This window comes from Rhodanobacter sp. FW101-FHT13A11 (assembly GCF_058790335.1).
The window spans coordinates 43982-59326 of the sequence record NZ_JBYTCN010000011.1 but is presented as its reverse complement, the minus strand read 5'-3'; the positions used below and the strand labels follow the sequence as shown (position 1 = coordinate 59326).

The window sequence follows — 15345 nt, the reverse complement described above, 5'->3', positions numbered from 1 at the left end:
GAGTGACTCGCTACCGGAGCCCCGCCATGAACCACACCCTGTCCATCCTGCTGCAGAACGAAGCCGGCGCGCTGGTGCGCGTGGCCGGGCTGTTTGCCGCGCGCGGCTACAACATCGACACGCTGACCGTGGCGGCCACGCACGACCCGGCCGTCTCGCGGCTCACCCTGAGCCTGCAGTGCGACGAAGCGGCGCTCGGCCAGATCCTGCAGCAGACGCGCAAGCTGGTCGACGTGCTGCAGGTGGCGCACCCGGCCGCCGCACTCGCGGCATGAACGCCGTCGCACCGCTCGCCGACAACGACCGCGGCGGACTGCTGGCGCAGATCCGCGCCGCGCGCGTCTACGAGGTGGCGCACGTATCGGCGCTGGAACCGGCGCCGCTGCTCGGCGAGCGGCTGGGTCGGCCGGTGCTGCTGAAGCGCGAGGACCAGCAACCGGTGTTCTCGTTCAAGCTGCGCGGCGCGTACAACCGCATGGTGCAGTTGGACGCGGCGCAGCGCGCGCGCGGCGTGGTCGCCGCCTCCGCCGGCAACCATGCCCAGGGCGTGGCGCTGGCCGCAGCGAAACTGGGCATCCGCGCCACCATCGTGATGCCGGTCACCGCGCCGCAGGTGAAGGTGGACGCGGTGCGGCGCTTCGGCGGGGCGATGGTGGACGTCGTGCTGGCCGGCGATTCCTACAGCGACGCGCAGGCCGCCGCCGCGCGGCTGCAGGTCCAGCGCGGCGCGGTGTTCGTGCATCCGTTCGACGACCCGGCGGTGATCGCCGGCCAGGGCACGGTCGCGCTGGAGATCCTGCGCCAGCATACGGGCCCGCTCGAGGCGGTGTTCGTGCCGGTCGGCGGCGGCGGCCTGCTCGCCGGCGTAGCCGCATGCATCAAGGCGCTGCGCCCCGAGGTGCAGGTGATCGGCGTGCAGGCGGCGGATTCGGACGCGATGGCGCGCTCGCTGGAAACCGGCGAGCGCGTGCAGCTTCCCGAGGTCGGCCTGTTCGCCGACGGCACCGCGGTGAAGCAGGTCGGCGCGCTGACCTTCGCGCTGTGCCGGCAGCACGCGGACGCGATGCTGCGGGTGGACGCCGATGCGATCTGCGCGGCGATCCGCGATATCTACCAGGACACCCGCAGCGTGGCGGAACCCTCCGGCGCGCTGGCGCTGGCCGGCCTGAAGCAGTACGTGGCCGCGCACGGCGACGGCACGGGCGCGCTGGTGGCGATCGTCTCCGGCGCCAACATGAATTTCGACCGGCTGCGCTTCGTCGCCGAGCGCGCCGAGGTGGGCGAGCAGCGCGAGGCGGTGTTCGCGGTGACCATCCCGGAGGAACGCGGCAGCTTCCGCCGCTTCTGCGCCGCGCTGGGCCGGCACGACATCACCGAGTTCAACTACCGCATCGGCGACGCCCGCTCCGCGCACATCTTCGTGGGCGTGCGGATCGCCAGCCGCGAGGAGCGCGAGGCACTGGTCGCGGCGTTCCGCGCGCAGGCATTCGACGTGCTCGACCTCACCGACGACGAGCTGGCCAAGCTGCACCTGCGACACATGATCGGCGGCCGTTCGCCGCTGGCGCAGGACGAACGGCTGTACCGCTTCGAATTCCCCGAGCGCCCCGGCGCGCTGACCGACTTCCTCGGCCAGCTGCATCCGGACTGGAACATCAGCCTGTTCCATTACCGCAACCACGGCGCCGACCACGGCCGCATCCTGGTCGGCATCCAGGTACCGGCGGCCGAGCAACCGCTGTTCCGGCGCTTCCTCGCCACGCTCGGCTATCCGCATGTGGACGAGAGCGCGCACCCGGCCTATCGCCTGCTGCTGCGCGAATGAGCGCCACGAGCGGTGCCGCGATCGCCGGAGCGCGGGGCGGATGCCGCTGGCCCCGTCTGCATGAAGTGACCGGCGACGCCATCCGGCCATGGCCGGCACGCTAAACTCGGCGGATGGCTCCCTCTTCCCGCAAACACCAGCGGCGCAGCGCCGCGCCTTCACCCGCCGCCCGGCCACGACCCGCCGCCCGGCCGGCGCGCCCGGCCGACAGCTCGACCCGTGCCACGCGGGTGCTGGGCTGGCTGCTGCAGAAGCTGCCCGCGGGCCAGCGCGAGAAGGCGCTGGACTACCTGGTGCTGACCCGGATGGACCGCCCGATCGGCGCGCTGCTGCTGCTGTGGCCGACCTGGTGGGCGCTGTGGCTGGCCGCCGCCGATTTCCCGTCATGGAAGCTGCTGCTCATCTTCACCCTCGGCGTGTTCGCGATGCGCGCGGCCGGCTGCGCGATCAACGACTACGCCGACCGCAAGCTCGACCCGCAGGTGGCGCGCACCGCCGGCCGCCCGCTCGCCAGCGGGCGGGTGACGCCGCGCGAGGCGCTGCTCGTGTTCGCCGCGCTGCTCGCGTTCGCGTTCGTGCTGGTGCTGTTCACCAACAAGCTGACCCTGCAGCTGTCGTTCGCCGGCGCCGCGCTGGCAGCGATCTACCCGTTCACCAAACGCTGGACCTACCTGCCGCAGGTGGTGCTTGGCGCCGCGTTCGGCTGGTCGGTCCCGATGGCGTTCGCCGCGGCGACGAACACGGTACCGCCGCTGGGCTGGCTGTTGTTCATCGGCAACATCCTGTGGTCGGTGGTCTACGATACCGAGTACGCGATGGTCGACCGCGACGACGACCTCAAGGCCGGCGCGAAATCCACCGCGATCCTGTTCGGCGACGCCGACCTGCCGATCCTCGGCATGCTGATGGGCACCTTCCTGCTGGCGATGCTGTTCGTCGGCCAGCGCGCCGCGCTGGGCTGGCCGTACTGGCTGGCGCTGCTGGCCGCCGCCGGCCTGTTCGGCTACCAGCTGTGGCTGATCCGCGGGCGCGCCCGCGACGCCTGCCTCGCCGCGTTTCGCCACAACAACTGGCTGGGACTGGCGATCTGGATCGGCATCGCGCTGGCGCTGGCGTTGCGCTGAACGGCACGTGCCGCCAGCTCCGCATGACGCCGGCGTGCCGGAATACGCCATTTGGACGTCTAAATTTCAGCCCTGTCATGCCACCAGGCACCTAACTGTCACAGGCCGTCCCTAGGCTGCACGCCCATCAGAGCCTGTGATGGAAGCAGCGCATCCATAGGCAAGGACGCTTCTGCACGAGACAGCTACCGGCGATGCCGCGCCACCGCGGCGGGAAGGCCTCGCCGTCGTTTCGCACGCATTCCCCGCACGGCTCCGCGATTTCCCATCCTCCCCGGAGCATTCAACTTGCGTATTTCCCTCATCAGCCGATCCATCGGCATCGCCCTGCTTGGCAGCCTGGCGCTCGGCGTCGCCCTTTCCGCCCAGGCACAGGACAGCACCGCCACCCCGCCGGACACCGCCACGGCAAGCACCGACAAGGCCAGCACCGACAAGGCCAGGAACCTCGACAGCGTGGTGGTCACCGCGCGTTCCGGCGTGGCGACGCGGACCAAGGCCGAGACCAGCTATTCGATCACCACCATCGACGAGGATCGCCTGCGCATGCAGGCGCCGACTTCGGTCACCGAGGCGATGAAATCGGTGCCCGGCTTCTGGGTCGAGGCCTCCGGCGGCGAGGCCAGCGGCAACATCCGCGCACGCGGCATTCCGGTCGACGGCTTCGGCTCGGTCAACCTGCTGGAGGACGGCATCCCGGTGCAGCATGACCCGGCGCTCGGCTACCTCAACGCCGACCAGGCGTTCCGCCTGGACGAGACGATCGAGCGGATCGAGGTGGTGCGCGGCGGCCCGTCGTCGGTGTTCTATTCGAACGCGCCGGCCGGCGCGATCAACTTCATCCCGCGCCGGGTCGGCGACACGCCGGACGGCCTGGTCAAGTACACCGTGGGCGACTACGGGCTGAACCGCGCCGACTTCTGGTACGGCACGCCGGTCGGCAACGGCTGGAAGCTCGGCGTGGGCGGCTTCTACCGCGTCGACGACGGCATCCGCGACCCGGGCTTCCGCGCCAACGACGGCGGCCAGATCCGCCTGAACCTGGCCAGGGATCTCGAACACGGCCGCTTCAGCGTCGACGTCAAGCACATGGACGACAAGGTCGCGCTGTACCTGGGCATCCCGATGCGTACCTACCCGAACGGCAAGATCAAGGCGGTGCCCGGCTTCGACGGCAACTTCGGCACGCTGGCCGGGCCGGAGACCGAGCACGTGCTGATGAAGCAGGGCAACGGCAGCCTGTACAACTTCGACAACAGCGTGGGCACGCACGTGAAGCGCGACCAGCTGACGCTGAAGTTCGACCACGATCTCGGCGCGGACTGGAAGCTGGCCGAATCGATGCGCTACAGCGATACCAAGACCCAGCGCAACGGCATGTTCCCGAATTCGCTGATGGGCGCGAATGCCTTCCTGACCCGGGCGAAGCCGTTCCAGCCGGCTGGTGCGGCCGGCCTGCAGCTGCGCTACGTCGACAACCCCGCGCAGGTGTTCGACAACCAGAACCAGAACGGCAACGGCCTGGTGGTGATCGGCGGCCTGCGCGGCGTGACCATGCCGGTACAGGAATTCATCAACGATACCCGGCTGCTGCGCAAGTTCGACCTCGGTGGCCAGAGCCACGACGTCACGCTGGGTTACTACCACGCGCACTTCAACCAGGACTTCAGCCGCTACTCCTCCACCGCCCTGCTCGACGTGCGCGACAACGCGCGCCTGCTCGACCTGGTCGCGGTGGATGCCTCCGGCCAGCCGCTGGGCACGCTCACCGACCACGGCATCTACCGTTACGGCTACGAGTGGGAAAACGCCAGCGGCAGTTCGTCGACCGATGCGCTCTACCTGTCCGACGAGTGGCAGGCGACCGACGCGCTGCGCATCGACGGCGGCGTGCGCTGGGAGCGCGTGAACACCAAGGGGTGGGTCGAGCAGAAGCAGACCGTGAACCTGGGCACGCTGGCCACCTCGCAGATCCAGACCGGCACCGGCCGCACCGTGTCGTACGACCACAGCTTCAGCAAGCCGGGCTGGACGCTGGGCGCCAACTGGCAGTTCTCCGAACGCTCCGGCGTATTCGCGCGCTGGACCTCGGCGTTCCGCCTGCCGAACCTGAGCAGCTACATCACCAACGCGACCGCCACGCCGATCATCCAGACCATGAAACTGGGCGAGGTGGGCTACAAGTATTCCGACCGCCAGGTCGACCTGTACGCCACCGCGTTCTACACCAAGTACGACAACGTCGGCTTCAGCAACTACGTGTTCAACCCGAACAACAACACCTCGGTCGCGCAGCAGGGTTACGCCAGCACCAAGACCAAGGGCCTGGAACTGGAAGGCACCTGGTTCCCGACCAGCTGGTTCGACGTGCAGCTCACCGCCACCTGGCAGGACCCGCAGTACGAAGGGCTGCGCTACACCGACAAGGGCAGCACCGGCCCGGTCCTGCGCAACTACACCGGCAACCAGCTGATCCGCGTGCCGAAGCTGAGCTACCGCGTGGTGCCCGGGGTGAACCTGCTCGACGGGCAGCTGCGGCTGCAGCTGTCCTACGAACATGAAGGCCAGCGCTTCGTCGACACCGCCAACTCGGTGCGGCTGCCGTCGTACGACGTGCTCGGCGCCAGTGCGCGCTACGACGTGTCGCCCGCGTTTTCCGTGTACCTGTACGCCGACAACCTCACCAACTCGCTGGGCCTGACCGAGGGCAACCCGCGTGCCGGCGAGCTGCAGAGCGCGGACGCCGGGGCGAACACGTTCATCGCGCGGCCGGTGCTGGGCCGCTCGTACCGTGCCGCGGTGATGTACCGCTTCTGACCCCGCGCGGCCGGGCGGCATGCCGCCCGGCCGCTGCCGGAGTGTCGCCCGCACCCGACGGCCGCCGCCGACCCGCCACCGGCCGCGGCCGCACGCCATCGCACCCCCGCCACCGACCGCCATCGGAAATCCGCCATGAATCCGCGCCTGCGCCACCGCCTGACCCACCTTCTCGCCGGCCTGCTGCTGGCTGGCCTGATGCTGTTGCTCGGCATGGTGCAGGCCGCCACCAGCCGGGCCGGGCACGCGCAGCCCGACCTGACCTTGCATGGCGAACTGGACGGCACGGACAACCAGACCTACCGCATGCTGCCGTTCGAGGTGCCCGCGGGCACCAGCCGCATCACCGTGCAGTTCGACTACAGCGGCCACGACGACGAGCGCACCACGATCGACCTGGGCCTGCTCGGCCCGGACGGCTTCCACGGCCAGGACGGCTTTCGCGGCTGGAGCGGCGGCTCGAAGCACGTGTTCACCGTGTCCGCCACCGACGCCACGCCCTCCTACCTGCCCGGTGCGATCCGCCCGGGCCGCTGGAGCCTGCTGCTGGGCATCCCCAACATCCGCCGCAACAGCCGCTCCCGCTACACCGCGAACATCTGGTTCGGCCGGCCGGACGACCCCGCGTGGGAACCGGCCGTGCTGAATCCGCCGCTGCGCCGCGACGCGCGCTGGTACCGCGGCGACCTGCACATGCACGACGCGCACAGCGATGCCAGCTGCGCCAGCCAGTCCGGCCAGCGCGTGCCCTGCCCGCTGTTCCTCACCGTCGAGGCGGCGGCGCGGCAGGGCCTGGATTTCATCTCGATCACCGACCACAACACGGTGTCGCAGGCGAACCCGATGCGCGAGCTGCAGCCGTACTTCGACCGCCTGCTGCTGATCCCCGGCCGCGAGATCACCACCTTCAGCGGCCACGCCAACCTGTTCGGCAGCACCGCGCCGGTGGACTTCCGCGTCGACGGCCGCGAGGTGAAGGACTGGAACACCCTGCTGCAGCGGATCGCGCCGCTGCACGGCCTGCTCTCGATCAACCACCCGGTCCGCCCCAGCGGCGAGAACTGCATGGGTTGCGGCTGGACCGCCGTGCCGCCGGTCGACATGGCGCAGGTGCAGGCGATCGAGATCGTCAACGACGGCGACGCCGGCACGCCCCTCTCCGGCGTGCCGTTCTGGGAACAGCAACTCGCCCGGGGCTACCGGCTCACCGGCATCGGCGGCAGCGACAACCACGATTCCTCGCTGACCGCGGCGAAACCCGGTTCCAGCCTGGTCGGCCGGCCCACCACGGTGGTGCACGCCGCGGAACTGTCGATGCCGGCGATCCTGGCCGGCATCCGCGCCGGTCACGTGTTCGTCGACGTGGAAGGCAGTCGCGACCGGCTGCTGGAACTCGACGCGCGCAGCGGCGGGCAGCACGCCACGATGGGCGACGCCCTGCGCGCCGACGCGGGCGCGCAGGTCCACTTCGAAGTGCATGTCGTCCAGGTATCCGGGAAAAGGCTTGCCGTGCTGCTCGACGGCAAGCCGTTCGCCCCGGCCGTCGATGCCGCCATCGGCGATGCCGACCAGCGCATCGGCTTCGACTGGACCAGCGACGGCCGCGCGCACTGGCTGCGCGCTGAGGTCCGCGACGACGCCGGCAAACCCCTGCTGCTCGGCAACCCGGTCTATCTCAACCCTGCGCGCCGCTGACCCGCGGCGACGGCGCCCGCGCCAGCGCCCATACGTCCACCCGCTGCACGCCGGCGCGGCGCAGCACGCGGGTGCATTCGGCGAGGGTGGCGCCGGTGGTCATCACGTCGTCGAGGATCGCCACGTGCGCAGGCAGCACCACGCCCTGACGCAGGGCGAACGCGCCGTGCACGTTGCGGCGGCGACCGATCGCGTCGAGTTCGGTCTGCGCGCCGGTGGCTCGATGGCGCTGCAGCGCGTCCGGATGTACCGGCACGCCGAGCGCGCGCGCCAGCGGCCGGGCCAGTTCCAGCGCCTGGTTGTAGCCGCGCCGGCGCAGGCGGCTGCGATGCAGCGGCACGGCCAGCAGCAGCTGCGGTGGCTTGAGCGGCAGCCGTTCCCCCAGCCACAGCTGCGCCAGGACGCGGCCGGCAGCCAGGTCGGCCTGGAACTTGTAGCGCGATTCCAGCCGGTCCAGCGGCCAGCCGTAGCGGAACGGCGCCCATGCCGCATCCCATGGCGGCGCGCGGCGCTGGCACTCGCCGCACCATGCTGCCGGCGTGGCCAGCGGCAGGGCGCAGCGCGCGCAACAGCTGCGGTTGCGCGGCAATTCGTTCGCGCAGGCGGCGCACAGGTCGATGCCGTCGCCATGATGGCCGCCGCACAGCAGGCAGCGCGGCGGCAACACGAAGCGCTGCAGGCGCCGCCAGGCTGTCACCAGTGCATCCATGCCGGGCTCCGGCTCAACGGCCCGGCTTGTACAGCGCCGCGTCGAGGATCGACCACAGATGGATCAGCCAGCCGAGCAGGACGATCCACAGCGCCGCGGCCAGCACGAACATGACGACCGCCATCAGCAACCGCCCCTGCACCAGCTGGCCCAGCCCCGGGATGAAGAAACTGCAGATCGCCGCGATCACGTTGCCGGTACTGCCCTGTCCTTCGCTCATCTGGCCGACTCCCTCGGGTGGTGTGGTGGTTCGAGCGGCGATGGTAGCGGCAGGGATGCACCCGTGTCCCGTCAACCATTCGCACAAGTATCCAGTTGACACGCCCCGGAACGGCTTCCACACTTTCGCGCTTCCTGCAGGGAGTACCCGTTCCATGGCCGACACTGCCATCCGCCACGACTGGAGCCGCGCCGAAGTGGCTGCGCTGTTCGCGCTGCCGTTCAACGAGCTGCTGCATCGCGCGCACACGGTGCACCGCGAACACCACGACCCGAACGCGGTGCAGGTATCGACCCTGCTGTCGATCAAGACCGGCGGCTGCCCCGAGGACTGCGCCTACTGCCCGCAGGCGGCGCGCTACGACACCGGCGTCGCCGCGCAGAAACTGATGGATGCCGACGATGTGCTGGAACGCGCCCGCGCCGCGAAAGCCGCCGGCGCCAGCCGTTTCTGCATGGGTGCGGCATGGCGCGGCCCGAAGGACCGCGATATTCCCAAGGTGGCAGCGATCGTGCGCGCGGTGAAGGATCTGGGCCTGGAGACCTGCGCCACCCTGGGCCTGCTCGGCGACGGCCACGCGCAGGCGCTGAAGGACGCCGGCCTCGACTACTACAACCACAACATCGACACCGCGCCGGAGTTCTACGGCGAGATCATCCACACCCGCGACTACCAGGACCGTCTGGAAACACTGGAACAGGTGCGCGACGCCGGCCTGAAGACCTGCTGCGGCGGCATCGTCGGCATGGGCGAGACGCGCGAACAGCGCGCCGGCCTGCTGCAGGCGCTGGCCAACCTGCCCGAGCACCCGCATTCGGTGCCGGTCAACCAGTTGGTGCCGGTGCCCGGCACCCCGCTGGGCGACGCCGAGCCGCTCGACCCGTTCGAATTCGTGCGCGCGATCGCGGTGGCGCGGATCCTGATGCCGCGGTCGGTCGTACGGCTGTCCGCCGGCCGCCAGCAGATGGACGACGCCGTGCAGGCGCTGTGCTTCTTCGCCGGCGCCGGCTCGATCTTCTACGGCGAAAAGCTGCTCACCACCGGCAACCCGGACGTGGAGGCGGACCGCGCGCTGTTCCGCCGGCTCGACCTGCATCCCATGGAGGTGGTCGCGCCAGCGGGCACGGTGCACGCCGACCTTCTCGAAAACGACGCTGCCGGCTGCGGGCAGGACTGCGGCTGCAGTGCCGCGGCCTGACCTGCTCGAACGCATGGCCGTCCAGACGGCTGAACGTTCCCACGCCAACCTGTTGCGCCGGCTGCGCACGATCGACCACGCCGACGGCCCGTGGCTGGAAAGCGGCAGCCAGCGCCTGCTGTCGTTCTGCAGCAACGACTACCTCGGCCTGGCGCAGCACCCGCAGCTGGTCGCCGCGCTCATCCGTGCAGCGCGGGAGGAAGGCGTCGGCAGCACCTCGGCGCACCTGATCTGCGGCCACCGTACCGCGCACGCGGAGCTGGAGGAAGCGCTGGCCGCCTGGACCGGGCGCGAGCGAGCGCTGCTGTTCTCCACCGGCTACATGGCCAACCTCGGCGTGCTGCAGGCGCTGCTGGCGCGCGGCGACGCCTGCGTGCAGGACAAGCTCAACCACGCCTGCCTGCTCGATGGCGCCAGGCTCAGCGGCGCCGAACTGAAGCGCTATCCGCACGCCGACGTGGCGGCGGCGGCGCGCCGACTGGCGGCGAATCCCGCTGCGGCCGCGCTGCTGGCCACCGACGGCGTATTCAGCATGGACGGCGACGTCGCGCCGCTGCGCGAACTGGCGCAGCTGTGCGCGCGCGAGCGCGCCACCTTGATGGTCGACGACGCGCACGGGCTCGGCGTGCTCGGCGGGCACGGCGCCGGCAGCCTCGACGCGGCGAACCTGGGCCAGCACGAGGTGCCGCTGCTGATGGCCACGCTGGGCAAGGCGCTCGGCTGCAGCGGCGCGTTCGTGGCCGGCCCGGCGGCGCTGGTCGAGGGCCTGGTGCAGTTCGCGCGCCCGTACATCTACACCACCGCGATGCCGCCGGCGCTGGCCGCCGCCGCGCTCGAAGCGGTGCAGCTGGCGCAGTCCGAAGCGTGGCGGCGCGAAAAGCTCGCCGTGCTGATCGGGCGCTTCCGCCGCGGCGCCGGCGAACTCGGCCTGCCGCTGGCGGCCTCGCCCAGCGCGATCCAGCCGCTGCTGCTGGGCAGCGCCGACGCCGCGCTGGAGGCCGCGCAGGCACTGGAACGGCAAGGCCTGCTGGTGACCGCGATCCGCCCACCGACCGTGCCCGCCGGCCAGGCGCGGCTGCGCATCACGCTGTCGGCGGCGCACGAGGAGACCCACGTCGACCGGCTGCTGGGCACGCTGGAAACGCTGCGTCTGCCGCCGGCGCGGCAGGCATGACCGGACGACCACGTATAATCGCCGCCTGCTCTGCCGATTCCCCCGCATGTCGATCGTCAACATCTCCGCCTACAAGTTCACCAGCCTGGACGACCTGCCCGCGCTGCGCGAACGGCTGCTCGCGCGCTGCGAAGCACTGGCATTGAAGGGCACGATCCTGCTGGCGCCGGAGGGCATCAACCTGTTCCTCGCCGGCAGCCGCGCGCAAATCGACGGCTTCATGGCCGCCCTGCACCGCGACCCGCGCTTCGCCGACGTCGCGCCGAAGGAGTCGCTGTCCGACGTGGTGCCGTTCGGCCGCCTGCGCGTGCGCCTGAAGCGCGAGATCATCACCATGCGCCGGCCCGCGATCCGCCCCGAAGGCGGCCGCGCGCCGGCGGTGGACGCGCCCACCCTGCAGCGCTGGCTGGACCAGGGCCACGACGACGACGGCCGCGAGGTGGTGCTGCTCGATACGCGCAACGACTACGAGACCGATGCCGGCAAGTTCCCGCAGGCGGTCGACTATCGCCTCGCCAGTTTCACCGGCTTCCCCGCCGCGATCGCCGCCGACCGCGAACGCTACATGGGCAAGACCGTCGTCTCGTACTGCACCGGCGGCATCCGCTGCGAGAAGGCCGCGCTGCACATGCAGGACCTCGGCATGCAACACGTCTACCAGCTCGACGGCGGCATCCTGAAGTACCTCGAACAGACCGACGGCACGCACTGGCAGGGCGACTGCTTCGTGTTCGACGGGCGCGGCGCCGTGGATGCAAACCTCGCCCCTACAAATTCACCCCCTCTCCCCTACGCGGAGAGGGCGGGGGTGAGGGGGCACGCTGGCGATGTCGCCCACTCGATGCTCGCTCCGAGCGGTTTTCCCGCAAGCACCTGCCCCTCACCTCAATCCTCTCCCCAAAGGGGAGAGGAAGCGAACGTAAAAAGCGCCTCACTCCATTGGAGCGAAGCATGAGCCTGTACGTCGACCGGCGCGGCCACGGCCCCGTCCCGCTGGTGCTGCTGCACGGCTGGGCGATGCACGGCGGTGTGCTGGCGCCGCTGGTCGAGGCGCTGGAAGACCAATGCACGATGTACGTGGTCGACCTGCCGGGCCACGGCCGCTCGCGCGGTTGCGGCCTGCCGCTGGAGCCGCACGCCTGCGCCGCGGCGATCGCCGGGGTCACGCCGCCGGCGGTCTGGCTGGGCTGGTCGCTGGGCGGCACCATCGCGCTCACCGCCGCGCTGGAACTGCCGCGGCAGGTGCGCGCCCTGGCGATGCTGTGCGCCACGCCGAAGTTCGTGCGCGACGCGGGCTGGCCGCACGGCGCCGACGGCCAGCTGGTGCACCAGTTGGCCAGCGACCTGGAAACCGACTACCACGACACCATCGAGCGTTTCCTCACACTGGAAGCGATGGGCAGCGCCGACCCGCGCGGCGAACTGCGCCACCTGCGCGAACTGGTGTTCGCCCGCGGCGAACCGGACCTGCGCGTGCTGCAGGAAGGCATCCGCATCCTGGAAACCAGCGATCGCCGCGCCGCCTTGCCGGACCTGCGCGTGCCTAGCGCCTGGATCAGCGGCCGGCGCGACCGGCTGGTGCCGCCGCAGGCGATGCAGTGGTCGGCCAGCCAGTGCGGCGGCGGCTACACCGAGATCCAGCAAGCCGGCCACGCGCCGTTCTTCGGCCACGCCGACGCGGTGGCGCAGGCACTGCAGCCGCTGCTGGCGACCACCCAACTTGAGCAGGCGCGATGAGCGACTTCCAACTCGACCCCAGGCAGGTGCGCCGCCACTTCGGCCGCGCCGCCACCAGCTACGAACAACACGATGCGCTGCAGCGCGAGGTGGGCGATGCCCTGCTCGAACGGCTGGGCTTCTACCTGGAGACGCCGCTGCGCGTGGTCGACGTCGGCGCCGGCACCGGCCGCGGCACCGCGCTGCTGAAGCAGCGCTACCCCAAGGCCGAGGTGATCGCGCTCGACCTGGCGCTGCCGATGCTGCGCACCGCGAAGCAGCACAGCAGCTGGCTGAAGCCGTTCATGCGCGTGTGCGCCGAAGCCACCCATCTGCCGCTGGCCGACCACAGCGTGGACGTGCTGTATTCCAACCTGTGCTTCCAGTGGGTCGACGACCTGTCCGCGCTGTTCGGCGAGTGCATGCGCGTGCTGAAACCCGGCGGCTTCATGGCGTTCTCCAGCTTCGGCCCGGACACCCTGAAGGAACTGCGCGCGGCCTGGGCCGAGGCCGACCAGCAACCGCACGTGGGCCGCTTCCTCGACATGCACGACGTCGGCGACGCGATGCTCAACGCCGGCTTGCGCGACCCCGTGCTGGACGTGTTCCGCTACACCCTCACCTACAGCGAACCGCGCAAGCTGCTGGAAGAACTGCAGGGACTCGGCGCCACCAACGCCGACCGCGCACGCGCGCGCGGCCTCACCGGCAAGGGGCGCTACCGCCGCATGCTGGCCGCCTACGAGGCGATGCGCACGGACGGCCGCATCCCGGCCAGCTGGGAAGTGGTGAGCGCCCATGCCTGGGGCCCGCCCGTGGGCCAGCCGCGCCGCGTCGGCGGCACCGAGATCGCCAGTTTCTCGATCGACCAGCTGCGCGGCTCGCGACGGCGCTGACCCGGCGACGCCATAAAAAAAGCTCCGTGCACATGCACGGAGCCGGATGGACCGAAGTTCCCGGGCCGACCTTCGCGGCGCGCCATTGCGGCGGGCCGCGGGGTCGTCCGCGGTTTCCTCAGAAGCTGTACTTCAGCGACGCGCCCACGCCATAGTCCGGGCTGCCGTTGGCGAAACCGCCGAGCACGTAGGCCTGCAGGCGCAGGCTGTCGTTGAACTTGTGGTTCCAGTAGCCGGTCAGCTCGCTCTGCGGAGCGCCGCCGGTGGCGATCCGCTCGCGGTAGTAATAGTACGCACCGATGTCGTCGCTGCCGCCGAGCTTGTAGCCCATGCCGACGTTCGCGTTGAAACCGTTCTTCAGCTGGATGTACTGCGAGCTGGTGTACTTCATCCAGCCGACGCCGCCGAACGCGGTCCAGTCGCCCATCACCTTGTAGGTGTCGAGCGAGATACCGTAGTCGTTCTTGCCGGTGCCCAGGCCCTTGTTCTCGTCGGCGGTGCCGAACTTCACCTTGCCGGTGAGATCGAGCCCGGCGGTCCGGTCCGCGCTGGTGAACAATTCGTAGCCGGCCGAAGCGACGATGTCGCCGAGGCCCGATGCCGAACCGCTGGCGGTCGTGCCGGTGCTGCCGCCACCGCCGGGAAGGACGCCACCGATCACATGGCCGAGACCGCGACCACGCGGATTGCCATTCTTGACCTTGCCCACGCCGGGGATCACGTTGTCCGAGCCGCTGATGTTGATGTACGGCACGACCAGCTTGAACGTCCAGCGGTCGACGTCGTACTCGGCGGTGACCGGCACCGACCAGATGTCGGTGGTGTTGCTGGTTCCGTACTTGCCGCTGCTGTAGTTCGCGCCCGCGCTGAGGCTGAACTGGCCGCTGTCCGACGTGGCGGCATGGGCCGCCGGTGCGCCGATCAGCAGCAGGCCGCCGGCGAGCATCCATTGGTGAGAGTTGCGCATGAACAGGATTTCCTTGCGATGGTGGGAAATGGCAGCAGGCCCGGCTTCACACCGGGCCTGCAAAGACTAGCGTGTCCGGAGCGGATGGGCTCAGCCGCCCGGACGGCCGGTGTGGTCGGGATGCTCGGGGCGCTCCGGCTTGTTCGGGCGCTCCGGGCGCTCCGGGCGATCGGCCTTGGCCACGTGCTCGGGCTTGCCCGGGCGATCGACGTCATGGCCCTTGGCCTGCTCGACCCGTTCGACCTTCACGTGGGTATGCGCATGCGCGTCCGCCTTCGGCGAACGCATCACGTCGCCGAGCTTGAAACCCTCGGCCTTGGCGATCTGACCCCAGCCTTCGCCGGCGGCACGTGCGGCGAGGATGCCGTCGAGCTTGATGCTGGTGCCATTGGCCAGCACCAGGGTGCCGCCGTTGAGCGCGGCCTGCATCTCGGCGGCGGTCGGATCGGTGATGCCCGCCTTGGCCAGGCTGGCCTCGGCCAGCGACAGCGCGATCTTCACGTTGCCGTAGCCCATCGGGCCGGTGGCGGGCGTGAAGGTGGTGGACACCGTGGTCGTGGTCTTGACGCCGGTGGATGAGGTGGTGGTGACCGGCTCGCTGAGCGTGATCGCGGTACCGTCGCGCAGGCCCTGCACCAGCGACTGCGAGTTCGTGGTCGAACCGGCGAACGTGCTGAACTGGTTGCCCAGCGTGACCGATTCATGGGAGGTCGTGGTGGTGGTCGTCGTGGTCGTCGTGGTGCCGGTGGTCTGCGCCAGCACCGGCGACGCGGCCAGCGCGGTAAGTACGGCGGCACTGACCAGCTTGAGCATGAGGTGACGTGATTTCATTGAGTGCCTCCGAAAGTGTTGCGGTCAAAGATGACTGGACGTGGCCAGATGCGTTGCTATCCCCTGCGATGCTTCGATGCACGTCGCCACGCCCTGTGAATGCAACGAACGACCGGCCTCGACCTGCGCAGCTTCCATCGCGGAACAGGGAATTCACAAGTGCGCGCGCCATT

The 15345-nt window shown here is 70.2% G+C and carries 13 protein-coding genes and 1 pseudogene; 10 read left to right on the top strand and 4 right to left on the bottom strand.

What is annotated here, in order from left to right:
• Positions 1-26: 26 nt before the first annotated feature.
• The 5 genes from ilvN to AC3WRN_RS13095 all read left to right on the top strand — a co-directional run bounded on the left by ilvN (position 27) and on the right by AC3WRN_RS13095 (position 7461).
• Positions 27-275 carry an acetolactate synthase small subunit gene (gene ilvN / locus AC3WRN_RS13115; protein ID WP_068094447.1) on the top strand — a complete coding sequence of 83 codons (249 nt, stop codon included), beginning with the start codon at positions 27-29 and terminating at the stop codon, positions 273-275.
• On the top strand, positions 272-1825 hold the full coding sequence (gene ilvA, locus AC3WRN_RS13110) for a threonine ammonia-lyase, biosynthetic (RefSeq protein WP_492623304.1): 1554 nt from the start codon (positions 272-274) through the stop codon (positions 1823-1825). The genes ilvN and ilvA overlap by 4 nt, the downstream gene beginning before the upstream one ends.
• A gap of 230 nt (positions 1826-2055) precedes the next feature.
• Positions 2056-2949 (top strand): 4-hydroxybenzoate octaprenyltransferase, encoded by an 894-nt coding sequence (ubiA, locus tag AC3WRN_RS13105; RefSeq protein ID WP_068094441.1) that lies wholly within the window; start codon positions 2056-2058, stop codon positions 2947-2949.
• 288 nt (positions 2950-3237) lie between these two features.
• Positions 3238-5766, top strand: coding sequence for a TonB-dependent receptor (locus tag AC3WRN_RS13100; protein ID WP_492623303.1), 2529 nt, complete (start codon positions 3238-3240; stop codon positions 5764-5766).
• 135 nt (positions 5767-5901) lie between these two features.
• Positions 5902-7461, top strand: coding sequence for a CehA/McbA family metallohydrolase (locus tag AC3WRN_RS13095; protein WP_492623302.1), 1560 nt, complete (start codon positions 5902-5904; stop codon positions 7459-7461).
• Here the strand turns inward: AC3WRN_RS13095 and AC3WRN_RS13090 are convergent.
• Together AC3WRN_RS13090 and AC3WRN_RS13085 are read right to left on the bottom strand one after the other, a co-directional pair.
• Entirely contained in the window at positions 7442-8170 is a 729-nt protein-coding gene (locus tag AC3WRN_RS13090) for a ComF family protein (RefSeq protein WP_492623301.1), read from the bottom strand. The genes AC3WRN_RS13095 and AC3WRN_RS13090 overlap by 20 nt on opposite strands.
• Positions 8171-8183: 13 nt before the next feature.
• Positions 8184-8390 carry a hypothetical protein gene (locus AC3WRN_RS13085; RefSeq protein ID WP_068094433.1) on the bottom strand — a complete coding sequence of 69 codons (207 nt, stop codon included), beginning with the start codon at positions 8388-8390 and terminating at the stop codon, positions 8184-8186.
• A gap of 154 nt (positions 8391-8544) precedes the next feature.
• Between AC3WRN_RS13085 and bioB the strand changes: the two genes are divergently transcribed.
• From bioB to bioC, 5 genes and pseudogenes are all read left to right on the top strand, one after another.
• Positions 8545-9588, top strand: a complete 1044-nt coding sequence (gene bioB, locus AC3WRN_RS13080) for a biotin synthase BioB (RefSeq protein ID WP_492623300.1) — start codon at positions 8545-8547, stop codon at positions 9586-9588.
• Positions 9575-10762 carry an 8-amino-7-oxononanoate synthase gene (gene bioF, locus AC3WRN_RS13075; protein WP_492623299.1) on the top strand — a complete coding sequence of 396 codons (1188 nt, stop codon included), beginning with the start codon at positions 9575-9577 and terminating at the stop codon, positions 10760-10762. The genes bioB and bioF overlap by 14 nt, the downstream gene beginning before the upstream one ends.
• Before the next feature lie 46 nt (positions 10763-10808).
• Positions 10809-11552: pseudogene (locus tag AC3WRN_RS13070) on the top strand (sulfurtransferase); the annotation flags it as partial.
• Between the two features lie 161 nt (positions 11553-11713).
• Positions 11714-12499, top strand: coding sequence for a pimeloyl-ACP methyl ester esterase BioH (gene bioH / locus AC3WRN_RS13065; protein WP_492623298.1), 786 nt, complete (start codon positions 11714-11716; stop codon positions 12497-12499).
• Positions 12496-13374, top strand: a complete 879-nt coding sequence (bioC, locus tag AC3WRN_RS13060; protein WP_068094420.1) for a malonyl-ACP O-methyltransferase BioC — start codon at positions 12496-12498, stop codon at positions 13372-13374. Before bioH ends, bioC begins: the two co-directional genes overlap by 4 nt.
• Before the next feature lie 118 nt (positions 13375-13492).
• On the opposite strand, the gene AC3WRN_RS13055 is transcribed toward bioC, so the two are convergent.
• Positions 13493-14341, bottom strand: a complete 849-nt coding sequence (locus AC3WRN_RS13055; protein ID WP_068094416.1) for a hypothetical protein — start codon at positions 14339-14341, stop codon at positions 13493-13495.
• Positions 14342-14431: 90 nt separating this feature from the next.
• Positions 14432-15172 carry a hypothetical protein gene (locus AC3WRN_RS13050; protein ID WP_492623297.1) on the bottom strand — a complete coding sequence of 247 codons (741 nt, stop codon included), beginning with the start codon at positions 15170-15172 and terminating at the stop codon, positions 14432-14434.
• Positions 15173-15345: the final 173 nt, after the last annotated feature.

Bases quoted from the DNA above. Each gene is read 5' to 3' on its own strand.
- ilvN (WP_068094447.1), top strand. From the start codon at position 27: ATGAACCACACCCTGTCCATCCTGCTGCAGAACGAAGCCGGCGCGCTG.
- AC3WRN_RS13085 (WP_068094433.1), bottom strand. From the start codon at position 8,390: ATGAGCGAAGGACAGGGCAGTACCGGCAACGTGATCGCGGCGATCTGC.
- AC3WRN_RS13090 (WP_492623301.1), bottom strand. From the start codon at position 8,170: ATGGATGCACTGGTGACAGCCTGGCGGCGCCTGCAGCGCTTCGTGTTG.
- ilvA (WP_492623304.1), top strand. From the start codon at position 272: ATGAACGCCGTCGCACCGCTCGCCGACAACGACCGCGGCGGACTGCTG.
- bioB (WP_492623300.1), top strand. From the start codon at position 8,545: ATGGCCGACACTGCCATCCGCCACGACTGGAGCCGCGCCGAAGTGGCT.
- bioH (WP_492623298.1), top strand. From the start codon at position 11,714: ATGAGCCTGTACGTCGACCGGCGCGGCCACGGCCCCGTCCCGCTGGTG.
- AC3WRN_RS13095 (WP_492623302.1), top strand. From the start codon at position 5,902: ATGAATCCGCGCCTGCGCCACCGCCTGACCCACCTTCTCGCCGGCCTG.
- AC3WRN_RS13050 (WP_492623297.1), bottom strand. From the start codon at position 15,172: ATGAAATCACGTCACCTCATGCTCAAGCTGGTCAGTGCCGCCGTACTT.
- bioC (WP_068094420.1), top strand. From the start codon at position 12,496: ATGAGCGACTTCCAACTCGACCCCAGGCAGGTGCGCCGCCACTTCGGC.
- AC3WRN_RS13055 (WP_068094416.1), bottom strand. From the start codon at position 14,341: ATGCGCAACTCTCACCAATGGATGCTCGCCGGCGGCCTGCTGCTGATC.